The 21,621-nt window shown below is 66.6% G+C and carries 19 protein-coding genes; 15 read left to right on the top strand and 4 right to left on the bottom strand.

Annotated elements, in window-relative coordinates; translation table 11 throughout:
• Positions 1-6: 6 nt before the first annotated feature.
• The 3 genes from AC3A6R_RS17710 to AC3A6R_RS17700 all read right to left on the bottom strand — a co-directional run bounded on the left by AC3A6R_RS17710 (position 7) and on the right by AC3A6R_RS17700 (position 3,123).
• Positions 7-1,365: a metal-dependent hydrolase family protein gene (locus tag AC3A6R_RS17710; protein WP_487862108.1), complete on the bottom strand. Its 1,359-nt coding sequence runs from the start codon at positions 1,363-1,365 to the stop codon at positions 7-9.
• A gap of 4 nt (positions 1,366-1,369) precedes the next feature.
• On the bottom strand, positions 1,370-2,212 hold the full coding sequence (locus AC3A6R_RS17705; protein ID WP_487862107.1) for an alpha/beta fold hydrolase: 843 nt from the start codon (positions 2,210-2,212) through the stop codon (positions 1,370-1,372).
• 104 nt (positions 2,213-2,316) lie between these two features.
• Positions 2,317-3,123, bottom strand: a complete 807-nt coding sequence (locus AC3A6R_RS17700) for an IclR family transcriptional regulator (RefSeq protein ID WP_487862106.1) — start codon at positions 3,121-3,123, stop codon at positions 2,317-2,319.
• Positions 3,124-3,211: 88 nt separating this feature from the next.
• Between AC3A6R_RS17700 and AC3A6R_RS17695 the strand changes: the two genes are divergently transcribed.
• From AC3A6R_RS17695 to AC3A6R_RS17680, 4 genes are read left to right on the top strand one after another with little or no spacing between them, the layout of a single operon-like run.
• Positions 3,212-4,183, top strand: a complete 972-nt coding sequence (locus AC3A6R_RS17695) for a zinc-binding dehydrogenase (RefSeq protein ID WP_487865064.1) — start codon at positions 3,212-3,214, stop codon at positions 4,181-4,183.
• Between the two features lie 30 nt (positions 4,184-4,213).
• Positions 4,214-5,410: a CaiB/BaiF CoA transferase family protein gene (locus AC3A6R_RS17690; protein ID WP_487862104.1), complete on the top strand. Its 1,197-nt coding sequence runs from the start codon at positions 4,214-4,216 to the stop codon at positions 5,408-5,410.
• Positions 5,410-6,198 carry an enoyl-CoA hydratase gene (locus AC3A6R_RS17685; protein WP_487862103.1) on the top strand — a complete coding sequence of 263 codons (789 nt, stop codon included), beginning with the start codon at positions 5,410-5,412 and terminating at the stop codon, positions 6,196-6,198. The genes AC3A6R_RS17690 and AC3A6R_RS17685 overlap by 1 nt, the downstream gene beginning before the upstream one ends.
• A 2-nt stretch (positions 6,199-6,200) precedes the next feature.
• Entirely contained in the window at positions 6,201-6,641 is a 441-nt protein-coding gene (locus AC3A6R_RS17680; RefSeq protein WP_487862102.1) for a PaaI family thioesterase, read from the top strand.
• Positions 6,642-6,771: 130 nt separating this feature from the next.
• On the opposite strand, the gene AC3A6R_RS17675 is transcribed toward AC3A6R_RS17680, so the two are convergent.
• Positions 6,772-7,380 (bottom strand): TetR/AcrR family transcriptional regulator, encoded by a 609-nt coding sequence (locus tag AC3A6R_RS17675; RefSeq protein ID WP_487862101.1) that lies wholly within the window; start codon positions 7,378-7,380, stop codon positions 6,772-6,774.
• Between the two features lie 141 nt (positions 7,381-7,521).
• Between AC3A6R_RS17675 and AC3A6R_RS17670 the strand changes: the two genes are divergently transcribed.
• The 11 genes from AC3A6R_RS17670 (at position 7,522) to AC3A6R_RS17620 (ending at position 21,549) form a co-directional block, all read left to right on the top strand.
• On the top strand, positions 7,522-8,310 hold the full coding sequence (locus tag AC3A6R_RS17670) for an SDR family NAD(P)-dependent oxidoreductase (protein ID WP_487862100.1): 789 nt from the start codon (positions 7,522-7,524) through the stop codon (positions 8,308-8,310).
• Between the two features lie 501 nt (positions 8,311-8,811).
• Positions 8,812-9,585: a translesion DNA synthesis-associated protein ImuA gene (gene imuA / locus AC3A6R_RS17665; protein ID WP_487865063.1), complete on the top strand. Its 774-nt coding sequence runs from the start codon at positions 8,812-8,814 to the stop codon at positions 9,583-9,585.
• Positions 9,527-10,879, top strand: a complete 1,353-nt coding sequence (locus AC3A6R_RS17660) for a Y-family DNA polymerase (protein WP_487865062.1) — start codon at positions 9,527-9,529, stop codon at positions 10,877-10,879. The genes imuA and AC3A6R_RS17660 overlap by 59 nt, the downstream gene beginning before the upstream one ends.
• Positions 10,880-10,889: 10 nt before the next feature.
• Entirely contained in the window at positions 10,890-14,012 is a 3,123-nt protein-coding gene (locus tag AC3A6R_RS17655) for an error-prone DNA polymerase (protein ID WP_487862097.1), read from the top strand.
• A gap of 200 nt (positions 14,013-14,212) precedes the next feature.
• On the top strand, positions 14,213-14,893 hold the full coding sequence (locus AC3A6R_RS17650) for a GntR family transcriptional regulator (protein ID WP_487862096.1): 681 nt from the start codon (positions 14,213-14,215) through the stop codon (positions 14,891-14,893).
• Between the two features lie 102 nt (positions 14,894-14,995).
• Positions 14,996-16,036 carry a TRAP transporter substrate-binding protein gene (locus AC3A6R_RS17645; protein WP_487862095.1) on the top strand — a complete coding sequence of 347 codons (1,041 nt, stop codon included), beginning with the start codon at positions 14,996-14,998 and terminating at the stop codon, positions 16,034-16,036.
• 5 nt (positions 16,037-16,041) lie between these two features.
• Entirely contained in the window at positions 16,042-16,566 is a 525-nt protein-coding gene (locus AC3A6R_RS17640) for a TRAP transporter small permease subunit (protein WP_487862094.1), read from the top strand.
• Complete coding sequence (locus tag AC3A6R_RS17635) at positions 16,556-17,875, top strand: TRAP transporter large permease (protein ID WP_487862093.1); 1,320 nt, start codon at positions 16,556-16,558, stop codon at positions 17,873-17,875. The genes AC3A6R_RS17640 and AC3A6R_RS17635 overlap by 11 nt, the downstream gene beginning before the upstream one ends.
• 11 nt (positions 17,876-17,886) lie before the next feature.
• Positions 17,887-19,239: an FAD-dependent oxidoreductase gene (locus AC3A6R_RS17630; RefSeq protein WP_487862092.1), complete on the top strand. Its 1,353-nt coding sequence runs from the start codon at positions 17,887-17,889 to the stop codon at positions 19,237-19,239.
• A complete protein-coding gene (locus AC3A6R_RS17625) occupies positions 19,232-19,987 on the top strand; it encodes an enoyl-CoA hydratase/isomerase family protein (protein ID WP_487865061.1) in 756 nt (251 codons plus the stop codon). The genes AC3A6R_RS17630 and AC3A6R_RS17625 overlap by 8 nt, the downstream gene beginning before the upstream one ends.
• A complete protein-coding gene (locus tag AC3A6R_RS17620) occupies positions 19,984-21,549 on the top strand; it encodes an acyl CoA:acetate/3-ketoacid CoA transferase (RefSeq protein WP_487862090.1) in 1,566 nt (521 codons plus the stop codon). Before AC3A6R_RS17625 ends, AC3A6R_RS17620 begins: the two co-directional genes overlap by 4 nt.
• The last annotated feature ends 72 nt before the right edge of the window (positions 21,550-21,621 follow it).

Raw genomic sequence — 21,621 nt, 5'->3', positions numbered from 1 at the left:
TCGGCTTCAGGCCGTGCCGGCGCGCTCGGCGATCGCGGCTTGCACGGCAGGCCGGAAGAGCTCGCGCTCTGAAATCATCAAGCTGCGCTCCCAGGGCCAGCGCGTGATGGCCGGTTGCGGCGTGCGGTCGACCGCCTGGCCGCCGAGGAAGATCGCCGCGAAGCGGGCGTTGTCCTGCAGGATGCGGATGTCGGCCAGCGGGTCGCCGTCGACGACGAGCAGGTCGGCAAACTTGCCCGGCGCCAGCGTGCCGACGTTCTCGGCATCGATGGTCACCGCTGCGTTCTTCGTGGCGCAGGTGATCGCCTCGAGCGGGCTCATGCCCAGCAGCGTCACGAACAGCTCGAGCTCGCGCGCGTGCCACTCGCCATAGGGCGTGACGGCGAAACCGGTGTCGGTGCCAGTCATCATCGTCACGCCGTTCTTCCACGCATAGCCGAGGTTGACCACCGCCTTGTCGAGATCGCGCCTGAAGCGGTCGATGCGCGACTGCGAGCAGCCGGCGAGGTGGCCCCAATCGGCCACGTTGGCGGTGAAGGTGAGCGCGGGGCAGCACGGGATGCCGCTGGCCGCAAGCCGGTCGGCCTGCGAGCGGTCCATGAAGTCGGCGTGCATGATCCAGTCGATCCTGGCCTCGATGCAGTCCATCACCGATTCGCCGCTGCGCGCATGGGCCGTCACCCGCTTATTCAGGCGATGCGCCTCCTCGACGATGACCTTGAGCTCATCGGCGCGGAATGCGGGCACGCTGCCGCCGCCGGGCGTGAGCAGCGCAGACTCGCCGCTCGCGGCAATCTTGATGAAGTCGACGCCGTTCTTGGCCTGGTCGCGCACCTCGTTGACCATCTGGCTGGCGCCTTCGGTGAGCGCGCCCACACCAGAGCGCGGCGATCCCACCCACGACGGAAAGTAGTCCGTGAGCGCCGCATGGGTCGACAGGTAGCGCGCTGCCGCCGTGATGCGCGGCCCGGGGAAGAGGCCGCCCTTGATGGCGTCTCGCACTGCAACGGCCACATACCAGCTGCCACCGGGGTCGCTGAACGAGGTGACGCCCGCTTGCAGCACCGTTTTGGCGTGGAACGCGGCGCGGATCGCGCGGTATTCGGCCGAGCCGAACAGGTCCTGCTCCTCGATGCCGCGCGCCACGCCGTAGCTGATGTGGCAATGCGCGTCGATCATCCCCGGCATCACGGTCTTGCCGGTGGCGTCCCAGGCGATCTCCGCGCCATGGGGCAGGGGCCTGGCGGGACCCTCGCCCTTGGCGATCTCGCCCACGCGGTCGCCGTCGATCTCCAGCCAATGCAGCGGCTCGGGCTTGTCGCCCGTCCCGTCGATGAGGGTGCCTCCGACGATGTAGCGCTTCATCGGCTCAGCTCCAGGCAACGCCGTCGGCCTTGGAGGCTCCGGGCCTGCCTTCCATGAAATCCACGAGGGCCTGGTTGAACTCGTCGGCGCGCTCGTAGTAGGCCGTGTGCGCCGCGCGTGCGAATCGCACCAGGCGGCTGCGCGGCACCAGTTGGCGCACCTTCTCACCCACCGAAGGCGTCACTGTCTTGTCTTCGTCGCCCCACGCGAGCAGCACCGGGAAGCTCGCCGCGGCCAAGGCCTCGCCGACCACTTCGTCGTCGAGGTCCGATTCGATGTAGGAGCCCAGCGCCTCGAACGACGCCTTGGCGCCCGGGGAGTTGTTGATGCGCCATTCCTCTTCGAGCATTTCCGGCGTGACGAGCGCGGGATCGAAGATCACGCGCTGCATCTTCCCGGCAACGCCTTCGCGCGTCTGGTTGTTGGCGCCTGCCTTGATGCGCCCGCGCGCCTCGTCACCGATGGGCACGAGGCCCATGCTACCGACCAGGGCGATGCCGTCGACGCGGGTCGGGTTCTCGCACGCATAGGAGGCCACGACATGGCCGCCGAGCGAGGTTCCCACGATGGTGGATTTCTGGATGCCCATCGCGTCGAGAAACGCCCCGAGCGCTTCGCGGTAGGCGGGCACCGAGCATGCGACCCCGGCCCCCTTCGACGCAAAGCCGTGGCCCGGCAGATCGATCGCGTAGACGTGGTAGCCCCGCTGCGCGAGCGCGTCGATGTTGCGCGACCAGCGCTCGGCGCGCCCGCCCGTGCCGTGCACCAGGACCACGGTCCTGTCGCCCGAACCGGCTTCGAGGACACGGGTGGTTGCCGCACCTGCGGGGAATGGATAAGCGATCATCGAAACTCCTGATTCATTGAGTGAATAAGCTATTCATCAATGGTAGGAGCTGCGTTCTACCTCCGCACTAGGAGCTTCACGGACGCGCTGTGAATAGGCGCTATTCAGCCGCTTCGGAGCCGTTCTGCAACCGGGCGAAGTTGCGCCGCGATCGCGGCCACGGCCTCACCCGCCTCGGCCCGGACGGCAGCAACCTTGAACACTGCCGACGCCGAGGTGATGTTCAGCGCATAGGGAGACACCTGCTCCGCAGTGCCCAGCGGAACCGACACGGTGCTCATTCCGGGCACGAACACATCGATGTTGGTGACGAAGCCGTCCTTGCCGTAGTCGGCCAGTGCCGCGAGCGCCTGCTTCTCGTGCTTCTTGAAGAGCGCGGGATGCGCCTCCTTGCATTCCGCCAGCGCCGCCTTGCGGTCCTCGCGCCCCAGCCCCGCCAGGTAGGCCCAGCCCGTGCCGCTCGAGATGATGGGGACTTCGGAGCCCACGCGCAGGTTCACGCTGAGGAACGAGTGCGGTGCCTCGCAGCGCTGCAGGTAGAGCATGTTCGCGCCCTCGCGCGTGGACAGGCTCGCCGCCCCCTCGAACCGCGACGCCACGTCGATGAGCAGCGGCCGCGCGAGCTCGGCTAGTTCGAGCGTGTCCAGGGCCGAATAGCCGAGGGTCAGGATGGACAGCCCCGGTCGGAAGCGGGCGCCGTCGGAATCGGCGACGAGGTAGCCGCCGTGCTCGAGTGTCTTGCACAGGCGCCAGACCGTGGGCTGTGGAAGGCCCGTCATGCGTGCGAGTTCGCTGCTGCCCAGCCGCTCGCGGCCATGGTCGAAGCATCGCAGGACTGCGAGCCCGCGCAGCAAGCCCTCCACGAGTGGCTGGCCTGTGGGCTTGGCGGATGACTTCTTGGCTGTTGGCATGGCGCGACCTTCCTCTCGAATCGGAAACACCGCATAATATCACATAAATGAATAGATAATTCACTATATGAATAACAAAAGCGAGACGATGAAGGCTTGGACCGTGGGCACCCCCACACCGGAACTGCGCGAAATCCCACGGCCCGTTGCCCTGGCGAACCAGATCCTCGTGCGCGTCAGTCATGCAGCGATCAACAGGGCGGATCTCCATGTGGCGGCGGGCCATGTCCACGGCAGGAGCGGTGGCGTGGGCTCGACCATCGGCATCGAATGGGCGGGCGAGATCGTGGAGATCGGCCCCGGCGTTCCACCTGGCTTCGCACCCGGCCAATTGGTGATGTGTTCGGGGGTCGGCGGCTACGCAGAGTACGCGGTGACGGATTGGGGCCGCGTCTATCCGCTGCCGCTGGGCATCGATGCGGCTTCGGCTGCGGCGCTTCCGATCGCGCTGCAAACCGCCCACGAGGCGCTGACGGCCAGCGGCAGGTTCACGCGCGGCGAGACGGTTCTCGTCCATGGCGCGAGCAGCGGCGTGGGGCTCATGGCGATGCAGATTGCACGCAGGCTCGACGCTTCGGCGGTTGTCGCCACATCCACGACGCCCTCGCGGCAAGCAAGGCTGCGCGAGTTTGGCGCCACCCACGTGGTCGACGGACGTGCGACCGACTGGGCCGACGAGGTGCTGGCGGCCACGGGAGGCGAGGGTGCCCATCTCGTTGTCGACTTCATCGCCGGGCCAGGCATCAACGAGACCCTGCGGGCCACGCGCATCCTCGGGCGCATCGTGAACGTCGGACGCATGGGCGGGTTCAGCGGGACGTTCGACTTCGACCTGCATTCGCTGCGCCGGATCAGCTACGTGGGAGCGACCTTTCGAACCCGCAGCCCGGAAGAGGTGCGGGAGATCGCGGGCCGCATGCGTGCCGACCTCTGGGACGCGCTGTCCCGAGGCGACCTGCGGTTGCCGGTCGCCGCCCGTTATCCCTTCGAAGAGGCACGCGCCGCGCTCGACTTCGTCGCGGCGAACGCCCATTTCGGCAAGGTCGTCCTCGACCTCTGACGCCCCAGGATCAACCTAGGAGACATGAAGATGCCATCGCTCAACGCCTCGGCCGCCCTGAAGCGGTTCCGAATCCTCGACCTGTCGCGCGTTCGCGCGGGCCCCACCTGCGCGCGCATGCTCGCGGACTTCGGCGCGGACGTCATCCGCATCGAGCCGCCGCCGGGGGTCGACCCCAACGACGCGATGTTCGCGGCCAAGCGCAAGGGCGGCGACTTCCAGAACCTCAACCGCAACAAGCGCGGCCTCGCGCTGAACCTGAAGAAGCCCGAGGGCGTCGACGTGCTGCACCGGCTCGTCAAGGATGCCGACGTGGTGCTGGAGAATTGGCGCCCCGACGTCAAGGCCCGCCTCGGCCTCGACTACGAAACCCTGCGGCGGATCAACCCGCGGGTCATCCTGGCAAGCATCTCGGGCTATGGCCAGGACGGCCCCTACGCCTGGCGGCCGGGCTTCGACCAGGTCATCCAGGGCATGGGCGGCCTGATGTCGGTCACCGGCTTCAAGGAGAGCGGTCCGGTGCGCGCCGGCATCGCCGTTTCGGACTCCGCGACCGGCCTGTACACCGCGATCGGCATCATGGTGGCGCTGCTCGAGCGTGAGCAGTCGGGCGAGGGCCAGTGGGTCCATGCGTCGCTTCTGCATTCGCAGATCGCCATGATGGACTTCCAGGCCGCTCGCTATCTCGTGGACGGCGACGTGCCGGCCCAAGAAGGCAACGACCATCCGACGTCTGCGCCCATGGGCATGTTCGAGGCCGCTGACGGTGCACTGAACATCGGGGTTTCGGGCGAAGGCCAGTGGAAGGCCTTCTGCAAGGCGATCGAGCGCCTCGACTGGCTGGACCATCCCGAATTCAGGCTCAACGCCGATCGCGTGCGCAATCGGCGCGAGATCAATGCCACGGTGCAAAGCCTCTTCCAGACGAAGCCCGTGGCGCACTGGGTGCAGGCGCTCAATGCCGCCGGTATCCCGGCCGGCCCCGTGTACACGGTGCCCCAAATGTTCGACGACGAACAGGTGCACCACCTGAAAGTCGTCGGCGAAATCCCGACGGAGTCGGGCGCGCCGCTGCGCATGATCACGCAGCCGATCGTGCTCGAGCGGACACCGGCGGCGCTGGCGTCGCCGGCGCCATCGGTGGGCGAGCACAGTGACGAGGTGCTGCGCGAGGCGGGCTATGGCGACGCCGAGATCGCCTCGCTGCGCGAGAAGGCGGTGATCTGATGGCCGAGGGAAGAATCATCACGGTGCGCCGCGGCGCCATCGGCGAGTTGCGCATCGACAACCCCGGCAAGTTCAACGCCATGTCGCTCGGCATGTGGCATGAGCTGGCGGCGCGCACGAGGGAGTTCGCCGAAGAGGGCGACATCCGGGTGGTCCTGCTGCGAGGCGAAGGGGAGCGGGCCTTCGTCTCGGGCGCCGACATCACGGAGTTCGACACGAAGCGAAGCGCCGCATCGGGCAGCGGCGACTACGACGCGGCGGTGGAGGACGCCCAGCTTGCATTGATGGCATGCCCGCATCCCGTCGTGGCGAGCATCCGGGGGGTGTGCATGGGCGGCGGTCTTGGCCTTGCAATGGCCTGCGACCTGCGCTACGGCGCCCTGGACGCGCGCTTTCGCATGCCGGCAGCGAGGCTGGGCCTGGGCTATTCCTTTCGCGGCGTCGAGCACATGGTGCACGGGCTTGGCGCGCCACGCGTGGCGGAGCTGTTCTTCACTGCGCGCACCTTCGATGGCGCCGAGGCGCTGCGCATTGGCCTGCTGCAGGCTGCCTTCGGGCCGGACGAACTCGACGCGAGCATCGAGGAGGTCCTGTCGCAGATCGCGGCCAACGCGCCGCTGACGACCCGCCTGGCCAAGCGCTCCATCGCGCTGGCGCGGCGCCTCGCGCCCGAAGCCGACAACGCGGAGATCGAGCGCTTGCGCGCGGCGTGCGTTGCGAGCGAAGACTACGCCGAAGGGCGCCGGGCGTTCGCGCAGAAGCGCACGCCGCAGTTCACGGGACAGTGACGATGGAACAGGAAGCCATGCTCGCGCGCGCGCAAGTGGACGTCATCGCCGCCGACGCGGCGCGCTTTCCCAAGGACCTCATGGACGCGATCGGGTTCGACCGCGTCATCGCGCTCCACCCGGAAGGGCGCGCACGCGTGTGCTTCGAGGGGCCGGCGCGGCTCGCGCATTCGGGCGGGGAGGTGATCCAGGGCGGCATCCTCGGCGCCTGGCTCGATCACGCGATGGCATGGGCGGCGTGCGCGCGGGAAGAGGGCGCGGCGATCGCCACCCTCGAGATGAAGGTCAGCTACCTCGGTCGCGTGCAGCCCGGCCCGTGCGTGGCCGACGTGCGCGTGGTGCGCTGGGGTCGGCGGGTGGTGTTCCTCGAAGGGATCCTGGAGCAACCGGAAGGGACGGTCGTCGCGACCGCCTCTTCGACGGCGATGCGGCTGGGCGGCTGATCGGCGGATTGCTGGCCAGCCACTCAGTCCATGATCTTCGCGACAAGTGGGGTCCGCTCATCAAGGCTGCCGGCGTGAAGCTGGAGTGAGACTTCATCGCCGGGGGCCTTCGAGACACCCCTGAGCCTGTCTACCGCTTCCGCGAGCGAGAAGAGGCGGCAGGCGTCTTGGAGGGCAACCGGGAAAGGGCTGCGGCACGGCAGACATCCAGAATCTCGTCGGCGAGGGGCGAGTCGTCGGGACAGGCCCGCGACAGCACGATCGCACCGATCGCCTGCGCAATGACGTCGATCTGCCTGGCGCGCACGTCGCTTTGCCGACCGCCTGCCTCCGGCGCGTCGAACGGGTTGCCCAGAGTGGCCAGCAGGCCTTCCAGGCCGATCGCGAAAGCCGCCTTGACCGACTCCGGCTGGCGCGCGGCATCGCCGCACAGCGCGGCCATCGTGCAACCTTCGCCAGGGGCGTCGCGGTGCTCGCGCGACACATAGTGCGTGACGAATTCCCTCGCGTCGACGCCCTCGGCCCTGGTGGCCGTCTGCGCGAAACCACAGTTCGCCGCTTCCGCCATCAGCTCGGTCTTGGACCCGAAGTGCTTGTAGAACCCGCCGTGGGTGAAGCCTGCCGCCGCCATCAGGTCCGCGATGCCCACCCCGTCGTAGCCACGCTCGCGAAACAGCGTCGAGGCCGTCTCGACGATGTGCGCCCGGTTTGCTTGCGCCTGCGCTTTGGTGACCTTCATGTCCAGATCTCTTGAGGTATGTCGTGCGTGAAGTCAGAAATATACATTGATGTCACTCATCATCAAAGTTCTTGACTTCAAAGATGATGATCGACATCATTATGAAAAACGGCGATTCACCTTCTAACCAAGAGAAAGCACATGACCTCCCATTCCACCGTTCTCATCACCGGCGCCTCGACCGGCATCGGCACCATCTATGCCGAGCGCTTCGCACGCCGCGGCCACGACCTTGTGCTGGTTGCCCGCGACAAGGCGCGCCTCGAAGCGCTCGCCGCGCGCCTGCGCGACGAAGCCGGTGTGGCCGTCGACATCCTTTCGGCCGATCTGACCGAGCCCGGCGACCTGGCCGCGGTCGAGGCCCGTCTGCGCGAGGACGCCAGGATCGACACGCTGATCAACAACGCCGGGGCCGCGCTGTCCGGGCAGTTCATCGACCAATCGACAGACGATGTCGCCCGCCTGGTCGCGCTCAACACCACGGCACTGGTCAGGCTCGCGAGTGCCGTCGCCCCGCGCCTGGCGCGGGCCGGCCATGGCGCGATCGTCAACATCGGGTCGGTGGTTGGCCTGGCGCCCGAGTTCGGCATGTCGGTCTACGGTGCGACCAAGGCGTTCGTGCTGTTCCTGTCCCAGGGACTGAGCCTGGAGCTCTCGCCCAAGGGCGTCTATGTGCAGGCGGTGCTGCCTGCCGGCACCCGTACCGAGATTTGGGATCGTGCCGGCATCGATGCCAGTGCGATGCCTGACCTGATGGAAGTGAATGAACTCGTGGATGCCGCGCTGGTCGGCTTCGACCGCCGCGAACCCGTGACCATTCCGCCACTGCACGATGGCGCACGGTTCGAGGCGCTGAACGCGGCACGCCAGGCCCTGATCGCGGACATCCGGCAGGCGCAGGTGGCAGAGCGCTATCGAAGCGCCGCCTGAACGGCAACGCGCCGGAACGCACGAGCGACACGCTGATGAACAGTCCCCAATGAAAGCGCTTCGATCGGTATGGAAAGAAGGAACCCGAGGTGCGGGACGATGATGATCTGGTCCGCATCCACGCGGCGAGCGTCAATGCCCTTGACACGAAGATCAAGCGAGGCGAGTTCAAGCTGATTCTTCCCACCGCCTTCCCCTTGTTCCGGGGAACGACGTGGCCGGCACGGTCGTTCGGATGGGTGTTCGCGTTCGCGGCTTGACGCGAAATGTCGGGACGTCGAGCCGGCCGTTCGATACCGACGCGAAATTCACGCTGGCTCGGTGGTCAGGCCGGAAGCGGCGCAACCGATCACACATTGAATTTGTAAACCTTCTTGTTCATCGGTGGCCTTGGACCGATACTGTACATCCATACAGTCATTGGAGTCCTTTTTGGCCATTTCCCTGTCATGGGCCGATGGCGATGAACCGTCGTTGGCCCCTGCAAGTCCACCGCCCTCAGTGCAGCCGCGGCGCGCGCGCGTCGTGCTACCGCACGCGATCGAATCCGCCGTCTGGCGCGGCGACGCGCTCGGCTCGCCGGTCACCTCGACCGTGCGCACAGGCTTCGACGGCCTCGACGCCGAGCTGCCCGGCGGCGGCTGGCCCTGCGGCTCGCTGACCGAAGTGCTGCAAGTGCAGCCCTCGGTGCTCGAGTGGCGGCTGCTCGCGCCCGCCATGCGCACGCTGGTGGCCGAGGGCCGGCAGATCGTCGTCATCGGCCCACCGAAGGCCCCGCATTTGCCGGGCCTGCACCACCTCGGCCTGGACGAGCGCCACCTGGTCTGGATCGCGGCGGACAAGCCGGTCGAGCGCCTCTGGGCGACCGAGCAGCTCATCAAGGCCAATGCCGCGGGCATGCTCGTCAGCTGGCTGCCGCAGGCCCGCCAGGAGCAGATCCGGCGACTGCAGGTCTGTGCCCAGGGCTGCGACAGTCCCGTCGTGCTGTGCCGGCCGGCCGCGGCCGAGCACGAGGCCTCGGCCGCGCCGCTGCGGCTGCAGGCGCGCTTCGGCATCGACTGGGAGCTGCGCATCCATCTGCTCAAGCGCAAGGGCCCGCCGCACGAGGGCGAGTTGCGGCTTCCCTCGGTGCCCGGCGGTCTCGAGGCGATCCTGACGCCACGCCTTCGCCACCCGAGCCGCCTCGTCGCGGCCCGCCAATCGCGGGAGCTTTCCCATGCTGTGGGCAGCCCTTCTTCCCGACAACCTGCCGGACGGCCCGCAACCGCGCACTGAAGCGCTCGATGGGCTTGCGACGTGGTGCCTGCAGTTCACCCCGCGCGTTGCGGTCCTCGAAGCGCTTCTGACATGCCCGGCGGTCGTCATGGAAGTCGAACAGAGCCTGCGCCTCTTCGGCGGCAAGCGCCGGCTGGTCGAACGCGTGCGCGAGGAAGCGCCCGACCTCGGCGTGCGGCAGCTGGGCTGGGCGCCCACGGGCCTGGCCGCGCTCGCGCTGGCGCGGGCCGGGCTGTCGAACGGTTTCGCGAAGCCGCTCGCAACGCTGCTCGATGCGCTGCCGCTCGAGACCCTGACCGCCGTCGCGGCCCACCACGCGACGCTGGCCCGGCTCGGATGCCGCACGCTCGGCCAGGTCCGCGCCTTGCCGCGCGGCGGTCTCTCGCGTCGCTTCGATGCGCAGCTGCTCACCGCGCTCGACCAGGCCTACGGGCTGCGCCCGGAGATCTATCCCTGGGCGCAGCTGCCCGAAAGCTTCCATGCCCGGCTCGAACTGATGGCCCGCGTCGAGCATGCGCCCGCGATGCTGTTCGGCGCGCGCCGCCTGATGCTGCAGATGGCCGGCTGGCTCATGGCGCGGCGATCCGGCGTGACCGCATTCACCCTGCGCTGGTGCCACGACGCGATGCGCGCCAGGAGCGCCGGCGACGGCGGCGAGCTCACCGTGCGCACGGCCCAGGCCACGCGCGACCCCGACCACCTGATGCGGCTGCTGGCCGAGCACCTGGGCAAGGTCGAGCTGCTTGCGCCCGTGGGCGACCTCGAGTTGCTGGCCACGGAAGTGCTGTCGCTCGAGGAGAAGAGCCTGTCGATGCTGCCCGAGGCGCGGCAGTCGGGCGAGAGCCTGGCGCTGGTGCTCGAGCGCATCGCGGCGCGGCTCGGCCCCGACCGCGTGCTGCGCCCCGTCGTCCTCGAAGACCACCGCCTGGAATGGATGTGCCGCTGGCGGCCCGCGCCCGAGCCCGCGCCGCGCGCCAGATGCCGCAGCGTCGACGTGCCGCAGCCGACCTTCGTCCTGCCGAAGCCGCTGCGCCTCGCGACGCGCGACAGCCGGCCGGTCTACCAGGGCGTGCTGCAACTGCTCGCGGGGCCGCACCGTGTCGAGGGCGGATGGTGGGACCGCACCACGGTGGCTTGCGATGCCGATGCCGATGGCGGTGCGCAGGAGACCACGCGGCATGCCGCGCGGGACTACTGGGTGGCCGTGAGCGAGCATGCCGGCGTGCTTTGGATCTTCCAAATGCGTCTCGCGCAGGACGAGACCGCGTGGTTCCTGCACGGCACCTTCGCCTGATCGGCTCGCGATGAAACTGCCCGACTACGCCGAGCTGCGGTGCGTGAGCAATTTCAGCTTCTTGCGCGGCGCGAGCCAGCCCCACGAACTGGTCGAGCGCGCGAAGCAACTGGGCTACACCGCGCTCGCCATCACCGACGAGTGCAGCCTGGCGGGCGTCGTGCGCGCGCATGTGGCCGCGAAGGACCACGGCCTCAAGCTGTTGATCGGCAGCCAGTTCCTTGTCGAGCCTGACGAGCAGGGCGACCCGGAGGCCGCGCCGTTCACGCTCACCGTGCTGGCCTGCCATCTCGAGGGCTACGGCAACCTGTCGGCGTTCATCACCAAGCTGCGCCGCAGCTCGGAGAAGGGCTGCTACCGGCTGACGCGCGCGCAGCTTCGCGGCGACGAACTCGCCGGCTGCCTGGTGCTCGCTTCGCCCCGGCGCATGGCCACGACGGCGCAGCTTGGCAGGCTCGCGCGCTGGCTGCAGCGGGAATTCCCCGGGCGCTGCTGGTTCGCGGTGGAGAAACTGCGCCTGCTCGACGACGAGATGTGGCTGCATCGCCTGGGCGAGATCAGCGCGGCCACGCAGATTCCGCTGGTGGCCGCGGGCGACGTGCATTTCCATGTGCGCTCGCGCAAACCGCTGCAGGACGTGATGACCGCCACGCGCCTGGGCAAGCCGCTCACCGAGTGCGGGCTCGAACTGCAGCCCAATGCCGAGCGGCATCTGCGCACGCGGCTGCGGCTTGCGCAGACCTATGCGCCCGAGCTGCTCGCCGAGACGCTCGAGGTGGCCGCGCGCTGCAGCTTCAGCCTCGACGAACTGCGCTACCAGTACCCCGACGAGGTGGTGCCCGCGGGCGAGACGCCGGCGGGCTACCTGCGCCGCATCACCTACGAAGGGGCGGGGCGCCGCTGGCCGGACGGCATTCCGGCCAAGGTCCAGACGCAGATCGAGTACGAACTCGCGCTCATTGCCGAGCTGAAGTACGAGCACTACTTCCTCACCGTGGCGGACATCGTGATGTTCGCGCGCTCGCAGCACATCCTCTGCCAGGGCCGCGGCAGCGCCGCCAACAGCGTGGTCTGCTACTGCACGGGCGTGACCGAGGTCGACCCCGGCCGCATGAGCGTGTTGTTCGAGCGCTTCATCTCGAAGGAGCGCAACGAGCCGCCCGACATCGACATCGACTTCGAGCACGAGCGGCGCGAGGAGGTGCTGCAGTACCTTTATGCCAAGTACGGCCGCGAGCGCGCCGCGATCACCGGCGTGGTGATCAGCTACCGGCCGAAGAGCGCGATCCGCGACGTGGGCAAGGCGCTCGGCATGCCGCTGGAGACGGTGGATGCGATCGCCAAGGGGCACCAGTGGTGGGACGGCGGTGCGGTGCGGCCCGAGCGGCTGCAGGAGGTGGGCCTGTCGGTCGATTCGCTCCAGGTGCAGCAACTGCTGCAGCTGACCGGGCAATTGATCGGCTCTCCGCGCCACCTGAGCCAGCACACGGGCGGCTTCGTGCTGACCAAGGGGCCGCTGTGCCGCATGGTGCCGATCGAGAACGCCTCGATGCCCGAGCGCACCGTGATCGAATGGGACAAGGACGACCTCGACGCGCTCGGCCTGCTCAAGGTCGACTGCCTCGGGCTCGGCATGCTGACCGCGATGCGCAAGGCGCTCGACTTCATCGGGCTGCGCAAGGGCTGCGTGTTCGGCATGCAGGACATTCCCGCGGAGGACAGCGCGACCTACGACATGATCTGCAAGGCCGACACCGTCGGCGTGTTCCAGATCGAGAGCCGCGCGCAGATGAGCATGCTGCCGCGGCTCAAGCCCCGCTGCTTCTACGACCTGGTGATCGAGGTCGCGATCGTGCGGCCCGGGCCGATCCAGGGCGGCATGGTGCACCCGTACCTCAACCGGCGACAGGGCAGGGAGCCGGTGGTCTACCCGAGCGAGGCCTTGAAGGAGGCCCTCGGCCGCACGCTGGGCGTGCCGGTGTTCCAGGAGCAGGTGATGCAGATCTCGATCCTGGCCGCGGGCTTCACGCCGGGCGAGGCCGACGGGTTGCGGCGCGCGATGGCCGCCTGGAAGCGCAAGGGCGGCCTCCAGCACTACCACGCGAAGATCGTCGACGGCATGACCGCGCGCGGCTACGACGAGGGCTTTGCCCGGGCCATCTTCGAGCAGATCAAGGGCTTCAGCGAGTACGGGTTTCCGGAAAGCCATGCCGCCTCGTTCGCGCTGCTGGTCTATGCGAGCTGCTGGATCAAGTGCCATCACCCGGCGGAGTTCCTCGCGGCCATGTTGAACTCGCAGCCGCTCGGCTTCTATTCGCCCTCGCAGCTCGTTCAGGATGCACGGCGCCATGGTGTCGACGTGCGGCCCGTCGACGTGATGTACAGCGGCGTCGACTGCACGCTCGAAGACCTGGCGCACACGCCGGCCGTGCGGCTCGGGCTGCGCATGGTCGGCGGGCTCGCGTCGGCCTCGGCCGCGCGCATTGCCCGGGCCCGCGCGCAGCAGGTGTTCGACAGCGCGGAAGACCTGGCGCTGCGCGCGCGGCTAGAGCTGCACGAGATGAAGCTGCTGGCCGCCGCCGATGCGCTCGCGAGCCTGTCGGGCCACCGACGCCAGCAGGTCTGGGATGCGGCGGGGCTGCGCGCCGCGCCGGCGCTGCTGCGCGAGGCGCCGGTCGACGAGGATTTTCTTGAACTCGACGCCGCGCCCGAGGGCGAGGAGATCGTGTTCGACTACGCCTCGACCGGCCTGACGCTGCGCCGGCATCCGCTCGCCTTGCTGCGCGAACGCCTCGCGCGGCGCGGGCTGATGACCGCGCGGGAGCTCGACGCGATGGAGAACGGCGAGCAGGTGAGCCACTGCGGCATCGTCACCTTGCGCCAGCAGCCCGAGACCGCGAAGGGCACGATCTTCGTGTCGCTCGAAGACGAGACCGGCGTGGTCCAGGCGATCGTCTGGAAGAGCCTGCGCGACGCGCAGCGCCAGGAACTGCTGGGCGCGCGGCTGCTCGCGGTGCACGGCACCTGGCAGCGCGAGGGCGCGGTGAAGAACCTGGTCGCGTCGCGGCTGGAAGACCTCACGCCCTTGCTCGGGCGTCTGGCAGGGGCGACGGTGAGCCGGGATTTTCGGTAGGGCGCTGCCCGACGGATTCGCATCTGCCAGAGCTGCTTACGCCTGGTCGCAGCGGATCGTGCGGGCCAGACTTTCGGAAGGGCGGCCGATGCCGCGCCCGCCGGGGCATCGGCAAGCGCAGCGGGGGCAGTGGCGAGCAGGCTCCAGCCCGCCAGTTCACGCTATCCTCGCTTGGTATTTCACAAGAATTCCAACGATATATGCATAAAGATCTGCACTTCACGCCTGAACCCACCCTGGTCGAAAAAGCGCGCAGGGAGTTGGAAACGCGGTTCGTCACGCTCATTCTGCCTCCGGGCTCCGTCTGGACCGAGGGTTCCCTCAGCGAACTGCTCGACATCGGCCGCACTCCGGTTCGCGAGGCGGTCGTGAGCATGGCCATCGACGGTCTCGTAACCGTGATCCGGCGCGCGGGGATCGTGGTGAGCGAAATCTCTGTCGAGGACCAAATGGCGGTGCTGGACGCGCGCCGGGTGTTGGAGAAACTGGTGTCGATTCGTGCGGCAGTTCGATGCACCGACGACGAGCGCAGACAACTGCTCGAAATGGCAGACGGCATACAGCGCGCTGGAGAGTCGCAGCAGGCCGAGGCGTACCTTCAGTTTCACTTCCAAATCAAGCGGTTCGTTGCGCAGTGCGCGCGAAACAAATTTGCAGCTCGCGCTCTCCGCCCGCTCCACACGCTGTCGCAGCGGTTCTATTTTGCGCACCATCGTGCTTTCAACAACCTTCCTGTGGTGGGTCCAGCACATGCCGAACTCACGCGTGCCATTGTCGCCGGTGACGAATCAAAAGTAGCCCAGCACTGCGACAACGTCAGTGACATCGCCGAGCAGTTCACCAGGAATTTGCTCGGGAGCAGCCACGGCATCAGAGGCTAGCGTAAACCCTATAGTTTTTTTTTGCCCTCCTTAATATATTACTAACACTAGTTCAGATATACCAGCCTTTGACCGGCTTCCATGCCCAACCAGGAGACAACAATGACCAACTTTCATCGACGCCGGGTTCTGCAGGCGGTTGCCGCGTCGTCAACAGCACTGATTGCCGGGATGCCCGCCATCGTCTTCGGACAGAAGCCGACCAAGTGGCGGGTTCAGACCCTCTGGAGCGCGGGCGAAGACACTTTCAAGTACTTCGAGGAATTCGCCGAGAAGGTGAAGGTCAATACGGGCGGCCGGCTCGAGATCCAGACCTTTGCGGCCGGCGCTGTGGTGGGCGCCTTCGAAACCCTGGATGCAGTCAGCCAGAACGTACTGCAGGGCCAGTCGACGTACCCTGGCTATTGGGCGGGCAAGGAGCCGGCGTTGGCCGTCATCGGCGACTTCGCCTTCGGATACCGCTCGCCGGAGCAGCAGAACCGCTGGCTGTACGAGAAGGGCGGCATCGAGATGCTGCGCAAGGCCTACCAGCGCTTCAACGCTTACACCGTGGGCGCGACCTGGTGGGGCGTCGAGTCCCTCACGTCGAAGAAGCCCATCCGGCGTCCCGAGGATTTCAAGGGTATCAAGCACCGTGGCGCCCAGGGCATTGCTGCGGAAACCATCGCCAAGATGGGCGCGTCCATCGTCGTCCTGCCCGGCGGTGAGGCCTACTCCGCCATCGAGAAAGGCATTGTCGACAGCGTCGACTGGTCCACGATCTCGGTCAATGCCAAGGTCGGGTTCTTCGAGGTCGCCAAGTACGCGACTTTCCCCGGCTTCCACTCGATGCCCATCCAGGATTTCACAGTCAATGCCAGTGCCTGGAAAAGCCTGCCCGACGATGTCAAACAGATCCTGGAGCGTACCTGGCGCGAGTTCTCGACCACCCAGGTGAGCCGCATTGCCGAGAACGACAAACGCGTCGCGGCCGAAGTGCAGAAAAAGGGTGTCGAACTGGTGGTGTGGTCGGATGCCGACATCGCTCGTGCGCGCCAGGTCGCCCAAGGCGTGGTTGATGAATGGGCCGCGAAGGGGCCGCTCGCCAAACAGGCGGCGGAATCCCAGCGCGCCTTTCTGCGTGAACTGAAGCTGCTGGCCTGACGCGCATGAACCACTACGTCCGATTCGTGGGACATGTGAACGAGTGGGTCGGCCGGATTGCCGGCCTGCTCATCGTGGCAGTCGTCCTGATCATCCTTAAGGAAGTCATCGGCCGGGGCGTGTTCAATGCACCATCCCTGTGGGCCGACGAATCCATGACCTACCTCGCCGGCATGGCCTATGCGCTAGGCGGTGGCTTCACGCTGCTGCATCGCAAGCATGTGATCGTCGATCTGGTGTACCAGCCCATCGCGGACCGTGGCGGCCGTTTGAAAAAGTACGTCGACGTCATCGCGTTCGGCCTGTTCTCGATCTACTGCCTGACGCTGATCTATTTCGGCGCGGAACTGGCCTTGGCGTCGATCCGCGAGCACGAGGGAAGCGGCACGCTTTGGAATCCGGCGCTGTGGCCCGTGAAGCTCGCCATTCCGATCGCCGGCGTCCTGCTGCTGCTGCAAGGCTTCGCCAATTTGCTGGTCGATCTCGGCCTTGCCCCCAATCCCGCTGCAAGAGACATTCATGGCCGTTGATACCTTGACCCTTCTCCTGCTTCTGGCGCTCGTTTCGGCGCTGGTGGTCGGTGTGCCCATCGCATTCGCAACCGGCGCCGTCGCTGTGGTGTTCGGCGTCTGGTTGTTCGACGTGAACACGTTGAATCTGATCGTCAGCCGCGTCTTCACACTCATGGGGAACCAGATCCTGGTCTCCGTGCCGCTCTTCATCCTGATGGCGATGGTGCTCGAAAAAGCCGGCATCGCAGAAGACATCTTCAAGGCCGCGTACGTGTGGTCCGGGCGCATCCGTGGAGGCCTTGCCGTCGCTGTGATCATTTCGTGTGCGCTGATGGCGGCGATGGTCGGCGTGATCGGTGCAGAGATCGTGACGATGGGTGTCGTGGCGCTGCCGGCCATGCTCAAGCGCGGGTACGGAAAGTCGCTCGCGCTGGGCTCCATCTGCGCCGGCGGTGGACTTGCCACGCTGATTCCTCCCAGCGTGGTCCTGATCATGTATGCATTGACGACCGGCACTTCCATCGGACAGCTCTACATGGCGGGCATCCTGCCCGGCCTCATGCTGGCAGGGCTCTACATCATCTATGTGGTCACGATCTCTTATCTGAAACCCGAGATCGCACCCGCTGCGCCGCCAGAGGAAATCAACATTCCCCTGTCGGAGAAAATCGGCTATCTCAAGAAGCTGATCCTGCCGGGCGCCGTAGCTTTCGGGGTTCTTGGTTCCCTGTACATGGGCGTTGCCACGCCGACCGAAGCGGCAGGCATCGGTGTCGCCGGCGCGGTGGTGGCAGCCGCAGTGAATCGGCGCCTGAGCTGGGCCGGCATGTCCAGCGCCGTGGTGGAGACCACCAAGGTCACCTGCATGCTGTACTGGTTGTTCTTCGGTGCTTCCGCGCTGATCGGCATCTACACCATTGCCGGCGGCACCCAGTACCTCAAGGACCTGATTGCCGGGCTGCCCATTGGCAAGTGGGGCATCCTGCTGGTCGTCAACCTGGTGTGGGTCGTCCTCGGCTGCATCATCGACTGGATCGGCATCCTGCTGTTGACCGCGCCGATCTTCGTGCCTGTGCTGGTCGCTCTCGGCTTCGATCCAATCTGGATCGGTGTGTTGTTCTGCATGAACATGCAGATCTCCTACATCTCTCCGCCATTCGGACCCGCGGCCTTCTACCTCAAGGGCGCCGCGCCGCCCGGCATCACGATGGGCGACATCTTCCGCTCCGTCTGGCCCTTCATCGGCATCCAGGTGTTGGCCGTCCTGATGCTGGTTGCCTTCCCGGAAATCGCGCTGTGGCTGCCGCGCACCATGCTCGACAACTGAAGGAGTTGCTCATGACGAGTCAATCGCGATTGCTGGACAGCCGTCCGGTAGAGATGGTCACGACCGATGTGCTGGTGGTAGGCGGCGGCGCGGCCGGCTTGGCAGCGGCTTGCACGGCGGCGCGGCAAGGGCTGAAAGTGACGCTGCTCGAACGCTACGGCTTCTGCGGTGGCGCGGCAGTGGCCGGCCTGTCGGGCACCATCTGCGGTCTGTACCTCGCACGCCCCGACGCTGCGGGCAAGCCGGAAAAGATCGTCTTCGGCTTCGTCGACGAATTCATCACCGCCATGAACGGCAGAGGCGGACTGACTGGGCCAGTGCGTTACGGCGACACCTATACGCTGGTGCACGAGCCATTGGCGTGGCGGGAAACCGGCGATGAACTGCTGCAGCGCCATGGTGTTCAGGTGATCTATCACGCAACCGTGATCGGCGTGCACATGGAGGGGGGTGAGCGCGTGGAAGGCGTAAGAGCCTTCACCAAACAGGGCGCCATCGACATCCGTGCACAGGTCACCATCGATGCCAGTGGCGACGCCGACATATTTGCAATGGCTGGCTTGCCGACGAATGTGGGCGCGAACGGAAAAGTACAGAACCCCACCATGATCTTCCGGATGGGAAACGTGGACGTGGAGCGCTTCCTGGCAACCTACGGCAGCGACGCGATCATGCCCGAGGCCGTGTCCAAGGCGATTCTGGCGGCAAACGCCGCGGGCACCTACGAACTGCCTCGCACCAAGGCCTTCCTGTTCCCGACGCCGCGCGAGAACGAACTGCTTTGCAACTGCACGCGCGTCATCGGCCGCGACGGACGTGAACTCAACCCGTTGGTGGCGGCCGACCTCACCGAAGCCGAAGTCGAGGGCCGCCGGCAGGCACGCCAGTACTGGGCGTTCTTCCGGGCGAACCTGGCCGGCTGCGAAAGCGCCACGCTCAACGACACCGGCGTGCAGGTCGGCGTGCGCCAGACCCGCCAGATCGCGGGCATCGACACCCTGCAGAACCAGGACGTGGAAACCGGACGCAAGCGATCCGACGCCATTGCCCGTTCAGCCTGGCCGATCGAATTGCACAGCGGGAGCAAGCCACGGCTTTCGTGGCTGTACGAGGACCACTACGACATTCCGCTGGGCTGCTTCATTCCGCGCCAGGGCGAATCCCTGCTGGCGACGGGCCGCTGCCTCAGCGCACAACACGAAGCCATGGCGTCCGCGCGCGTGACTGCGCAATGTTTCAGCTACGGACACGCAATGGGCCATGCCGCAGCCCTCAGCGTTAAGGAAAAAGTTTCGGTGCGCAGCCTGCGCGCCTCCGATGTCAGAACACTCTTAAACAAGGATGGAGCCCAACTCGATGCATGACGAAGAACTCAACCTGGATGTGCGCGGCCGCGTTGCCGTGCTGACGATCGCTCGCCCCGCGCGGCGCAATGCGCTGGGCGATGCGCTGGTGGCGCGCCTGCGCGAATCGATGACCCAGCTCGATGGCAGGGAGGACGTGGGCGCCATCGTTCTGACGGGCGGAGCGCCTGGCTTCTGCGCCGGCAGCGACCTCAAGGAACTCGGCGCCATGTCGTTGGACGACATGTGTGCCCACGAAGCCCGCACCGCGCTCTTCTGCCGCGAGATCGCCATGCTGCGCAAACCCGTCGTTGCCGCCGTGGAGGGCTTCGCACTGGGCGGCGGCTTTGTGCTGGCGGCTAGTTGCGACGTGGTGGTCACGGCGCGCTCCACCCGCTGGAATCTCCCGGAGGTCGAGATCGGATGGATCCCGCCATGGGGCCTCGAATCGGTGATCAGTCGCGTCGGCCGCACGCGGGCCCGGCAACTGGTCTGGGGCGGCACACCGTTCCACGGCGACGAGGCGATGCGCCTCGGGCTGGCCGATCACCTCACCGAAGACGGCGCGGCCCTGGACCGTGCGATCGAGGTCGCTGCCTCCTATGCCCGCCTTCCGCAAGAAGCCGTTGCCGCCACGAAGCTGTACTTCGCCTCGCACGGCGCCCCCGATGGTGAAGGCGGCGATCTGCTCGCGTCGCACTTCTTCAAGGACAACTGCCGCCATGCCACTGCGCAGGCGACCCTCAGGAAATTCGGAGTGAAAGTATGAGCAAGATCTGCTCGGTGGAAGAAGCCGTTGCGGTCGTCAAAAGCGGCGATGCGGTGGCCAGCGTGGGTGTGATCGGATGGATCACGCCGGATGCGCTGCTCAAGGGCCTGGCGGACCGTTTCAAGGCATCGGCCGAACCGCGCGATGTGACCTTCTATTTTCCCTGCGGCACCGGCGATGCGATGGCCATCCGAGGCATGGACCATGTGGCGATCGAAGGCCTCATGAAGCGCATCGTGTCCGGCTCCTACGTCAACCCGGTCGATCCCGTGACCGGCAAGCGCCCCGAGCTGATGCGCTTGATCCGGGAAAACCGCATCGAAGCCTACAGCTGGCCCATAGGCGCCAGCATGCACTGGCTGCGCGAAGTCGCGCGGCGCAGTCCGGGCTACCTCACGAAGATCGGCCTCGACACCTATGCCGATCCGCGCCAGACCGGCGGCAAATTCACCACGCTCGCCGAAGACGACCTGATCAAACGCGTTGAATTCGAGGGCGAGGACTACCTGTTCTACCCGAGCTGGCCGCTCGATGTGGGCTTCATCAGGGCTTCGACGGCCGACGAATTCGGCAACCTGTCATTCGAGGACGAACCCATTCATTCCGCAGCGCTTCAGATCGCACTGGCGGTCAAGGCATGCGGCGGCACCGTCATCGCTCAGGTCCGCCGGATCGTGGAGCGAGGCAGCCGCCCTGCGACCATGGTCAAGATCCCCGGCGTGCTGGTCGACAAGGTGGTGGTGGACGAGCATCAGATGATGACCACTCAGGTGCCGTATGAAGAAAGCTATTTGGGCGGTGTGCCCTGGGATGGCCAGACGGATGACCGTCTGCCTCTCGGCACGGACAAGATCATTGCGCGGCGCGCGGCGCTCGAAGTGCGGCCAGGCGTGACCTCCATCTTTGGTTTCGGTGCTTCGTCCGACGTGCCCACCGTCCTGCTGGAAGACGGCCATTTCAAGGAAGGCGGGTACCGCGACTACCAATTCACAACAGAACATGGCCCGTTCGGCGGCTTGGTGATGAGTGGCTGGCAGTTCTCGGCCAACAAATACCCCGAGGCGTTGCTGGACGGTGTCAGCCAGTTCGATTTCATCGATGGCGGCGGATGCCCATTCGCGGCCCTGGCCTTTGCCCAGTTCGACGAGGCGGGCAACGTGAATGTCTCGCGCTTCGGCGTCGCCAATCCGGGCGCCGGCGGCTTCATCGACATTGCCTATAACGCGCGGGAGCTGCTGTTCACCGGCACGTTCACCACGGGCGGCCTCGAGGTCGAGTTCAAGGATGGCAAGCTGGTCATCCTCAAGGAAGGCAAGGTCAGGAAGTTCGTGAAGGCCGCAGACCACATCACCTACCCCGTGCGGCGCAACGTGGCCGAGCGCGGCCAACAGGCCAAGATCATCACCGAGCGCGCGGTCTTCGAAGTCCACCCCGACGCGCTGGTGCTGACGGAAATCGCACCCGGGATCGATCTGCAGACCCAAGTGCTCGACATGTTGGACGGAGTGACGGTGCGCCTTGCGGCCGACCTGCGCGAAATGGACGCAGCGCTCTTCCGCTGAACCCGCTCCCGCACCGACCCGTGCTGCCAGAGGCATCTTGATCTTGAGGTGCGTTTCGCGCCATTAATCAAA

It is taken from the genome of Variovorax sp. Soil_C_19 (assembly GCF_057657255.1).
The sequence above is the reverse complement of the archived record's forward strand: the minus strand, read 5'-3'. Positions and strand labels throughout refer to the sequence as shown.

Excerpts from the sequence above, each read along its gene's own strand:
- AC3A6R_RS17710 (WP_487862108.1), bottom strand. The coding sequence starts at position 1,365 with ATGAAGCGCTACATCGTCGGAGGCACCCTCATCGACGGGACGGGCGAC.
- AC3A6R_RS17705 (WP_487862107.1), bottom strand. The coding sequence starts at position 2,212 with ATGATCGCTTATCCATTCCCCGCAGGTGCGGCAACCACCCGTGTCCTC.
- AC3A6R_RS17700 (WP_487862106.1), bottom strand. The coding sequence starts at position 3,123 with ATGCCAACAGCCAAGAAGTCATCCGCCAAGCCCACAGGCCAGCCACTC.
- AC3A6R_RS17695 (WP_487865064.1), top strand. The coding sequence starts at position 3,212 with ATGAAGGCTTGGACCGTGGGCACCCCCACACCGGAACTGCGCGAAATC.
- AC3A6R_RS17690 (WP_487862104.1), top strand. The coding sequence starts at position 4,214 with ATGCCATCGCTCAACGCCTCGGCCGCCCTGAAGCGGTTCCGAATCCTC.
- AC3A6R_RS17685 (WP_487862103.1), top strand. The coding sequence starts at position 5,410 with ATGGCCGAGGGAAGAATCATCACGGTGCGCCGCGGCGCCATCGGCGAG.
- AC3A6R_RS17680 (WP_487862102.1), top strand. The coding sequence starts at position 6,201 with ATGGAACAGGAAGCCATGCTCGCGCGCGCGCAAGTGGACGTCATCGCC.
- AC3A6R_RS17675 (WP_487862101.1), bottom strand. The coding sequence starts at position 7,380 with ATGAAGGTCACCAAAGCGCAGGCGCAAGCAAACCGGGCGCACATCGTC.
- AC3A6R_RS17670 (WP_487862100.1), top strand. The coding sequence starts at position 7,522 with ATGACCTCCCATTCCACCGTTCTCATCACCGGCGCCTCGACCGGCATC.
- AC3A6R_RS17660 (WP_487865062.1), top strand. The coding sequence starts at position 9,527 with ATGCTGTGGGCAGCCCTTCTTCCCGACAACCTGCCGGACGGCCCGCAA.
- AC3A6R_RS17655 (WP_487862097.1), top strand. The coding sequence starts at position 10,890 with ATGAAACTGCCCGACTACGCCGAGCTGCGGTGCGTGAGCAATTTCAGC.
- AC3A6R_RS17650 (WP_487862096.1), top strand. The coding sequence starts at position 14,213 with ATGCATAAAGATCTGCACTTCACGCCTGAACCCACCCTGGTCGAAAAA.
- AC3A6R_RS17645 (WP_487862095.1), top strand. The coding sequence starts at position 14,996 with ATGACCAACTTTCATCGACGCCGGGTTCTGCAGGCGGTTGCCGCGTCG.
- AC3A6R_RS17640 (WP_487862094.1), top strand. The coding sequence starts at position 16,042 with ATGAACCACTACGTCCGATTCGTGGGACATGTGAACGAGTGGGTCGGC.
- AC3A6R_RS17635 (WP_487862093.1), top strand. The coding sequence starts at position 16,556 with ATGGCCGTTGATACCTTGACCCTTCTCCTGCTTCTGGCGCTCGTTTCG.
- AC3A6R_RS17630 (WP_487862092.1), top strand. The coding sequence starts at position 17,887 with ATGACGAGTCAATCGCGATTGCTGGACAGCCGTCCGGTAGAGATGGTC.
- AC3A6R_RS17625 (WP_487865061.1), top strand. The coding sequence starts at position 19,232 with ATGCATGACGAAGAACTCAACCTGGATGTGCGCGGCCGCGTTGCCGTG.
- AC3A6R_RS17620 (WP_487862090.1), top strand. The coding sequence starts at position 19,984 with ATGAGCAAGATCTGCTCGGTGGAAGAAGCCGTTGCGGTCGTCAAAAGC.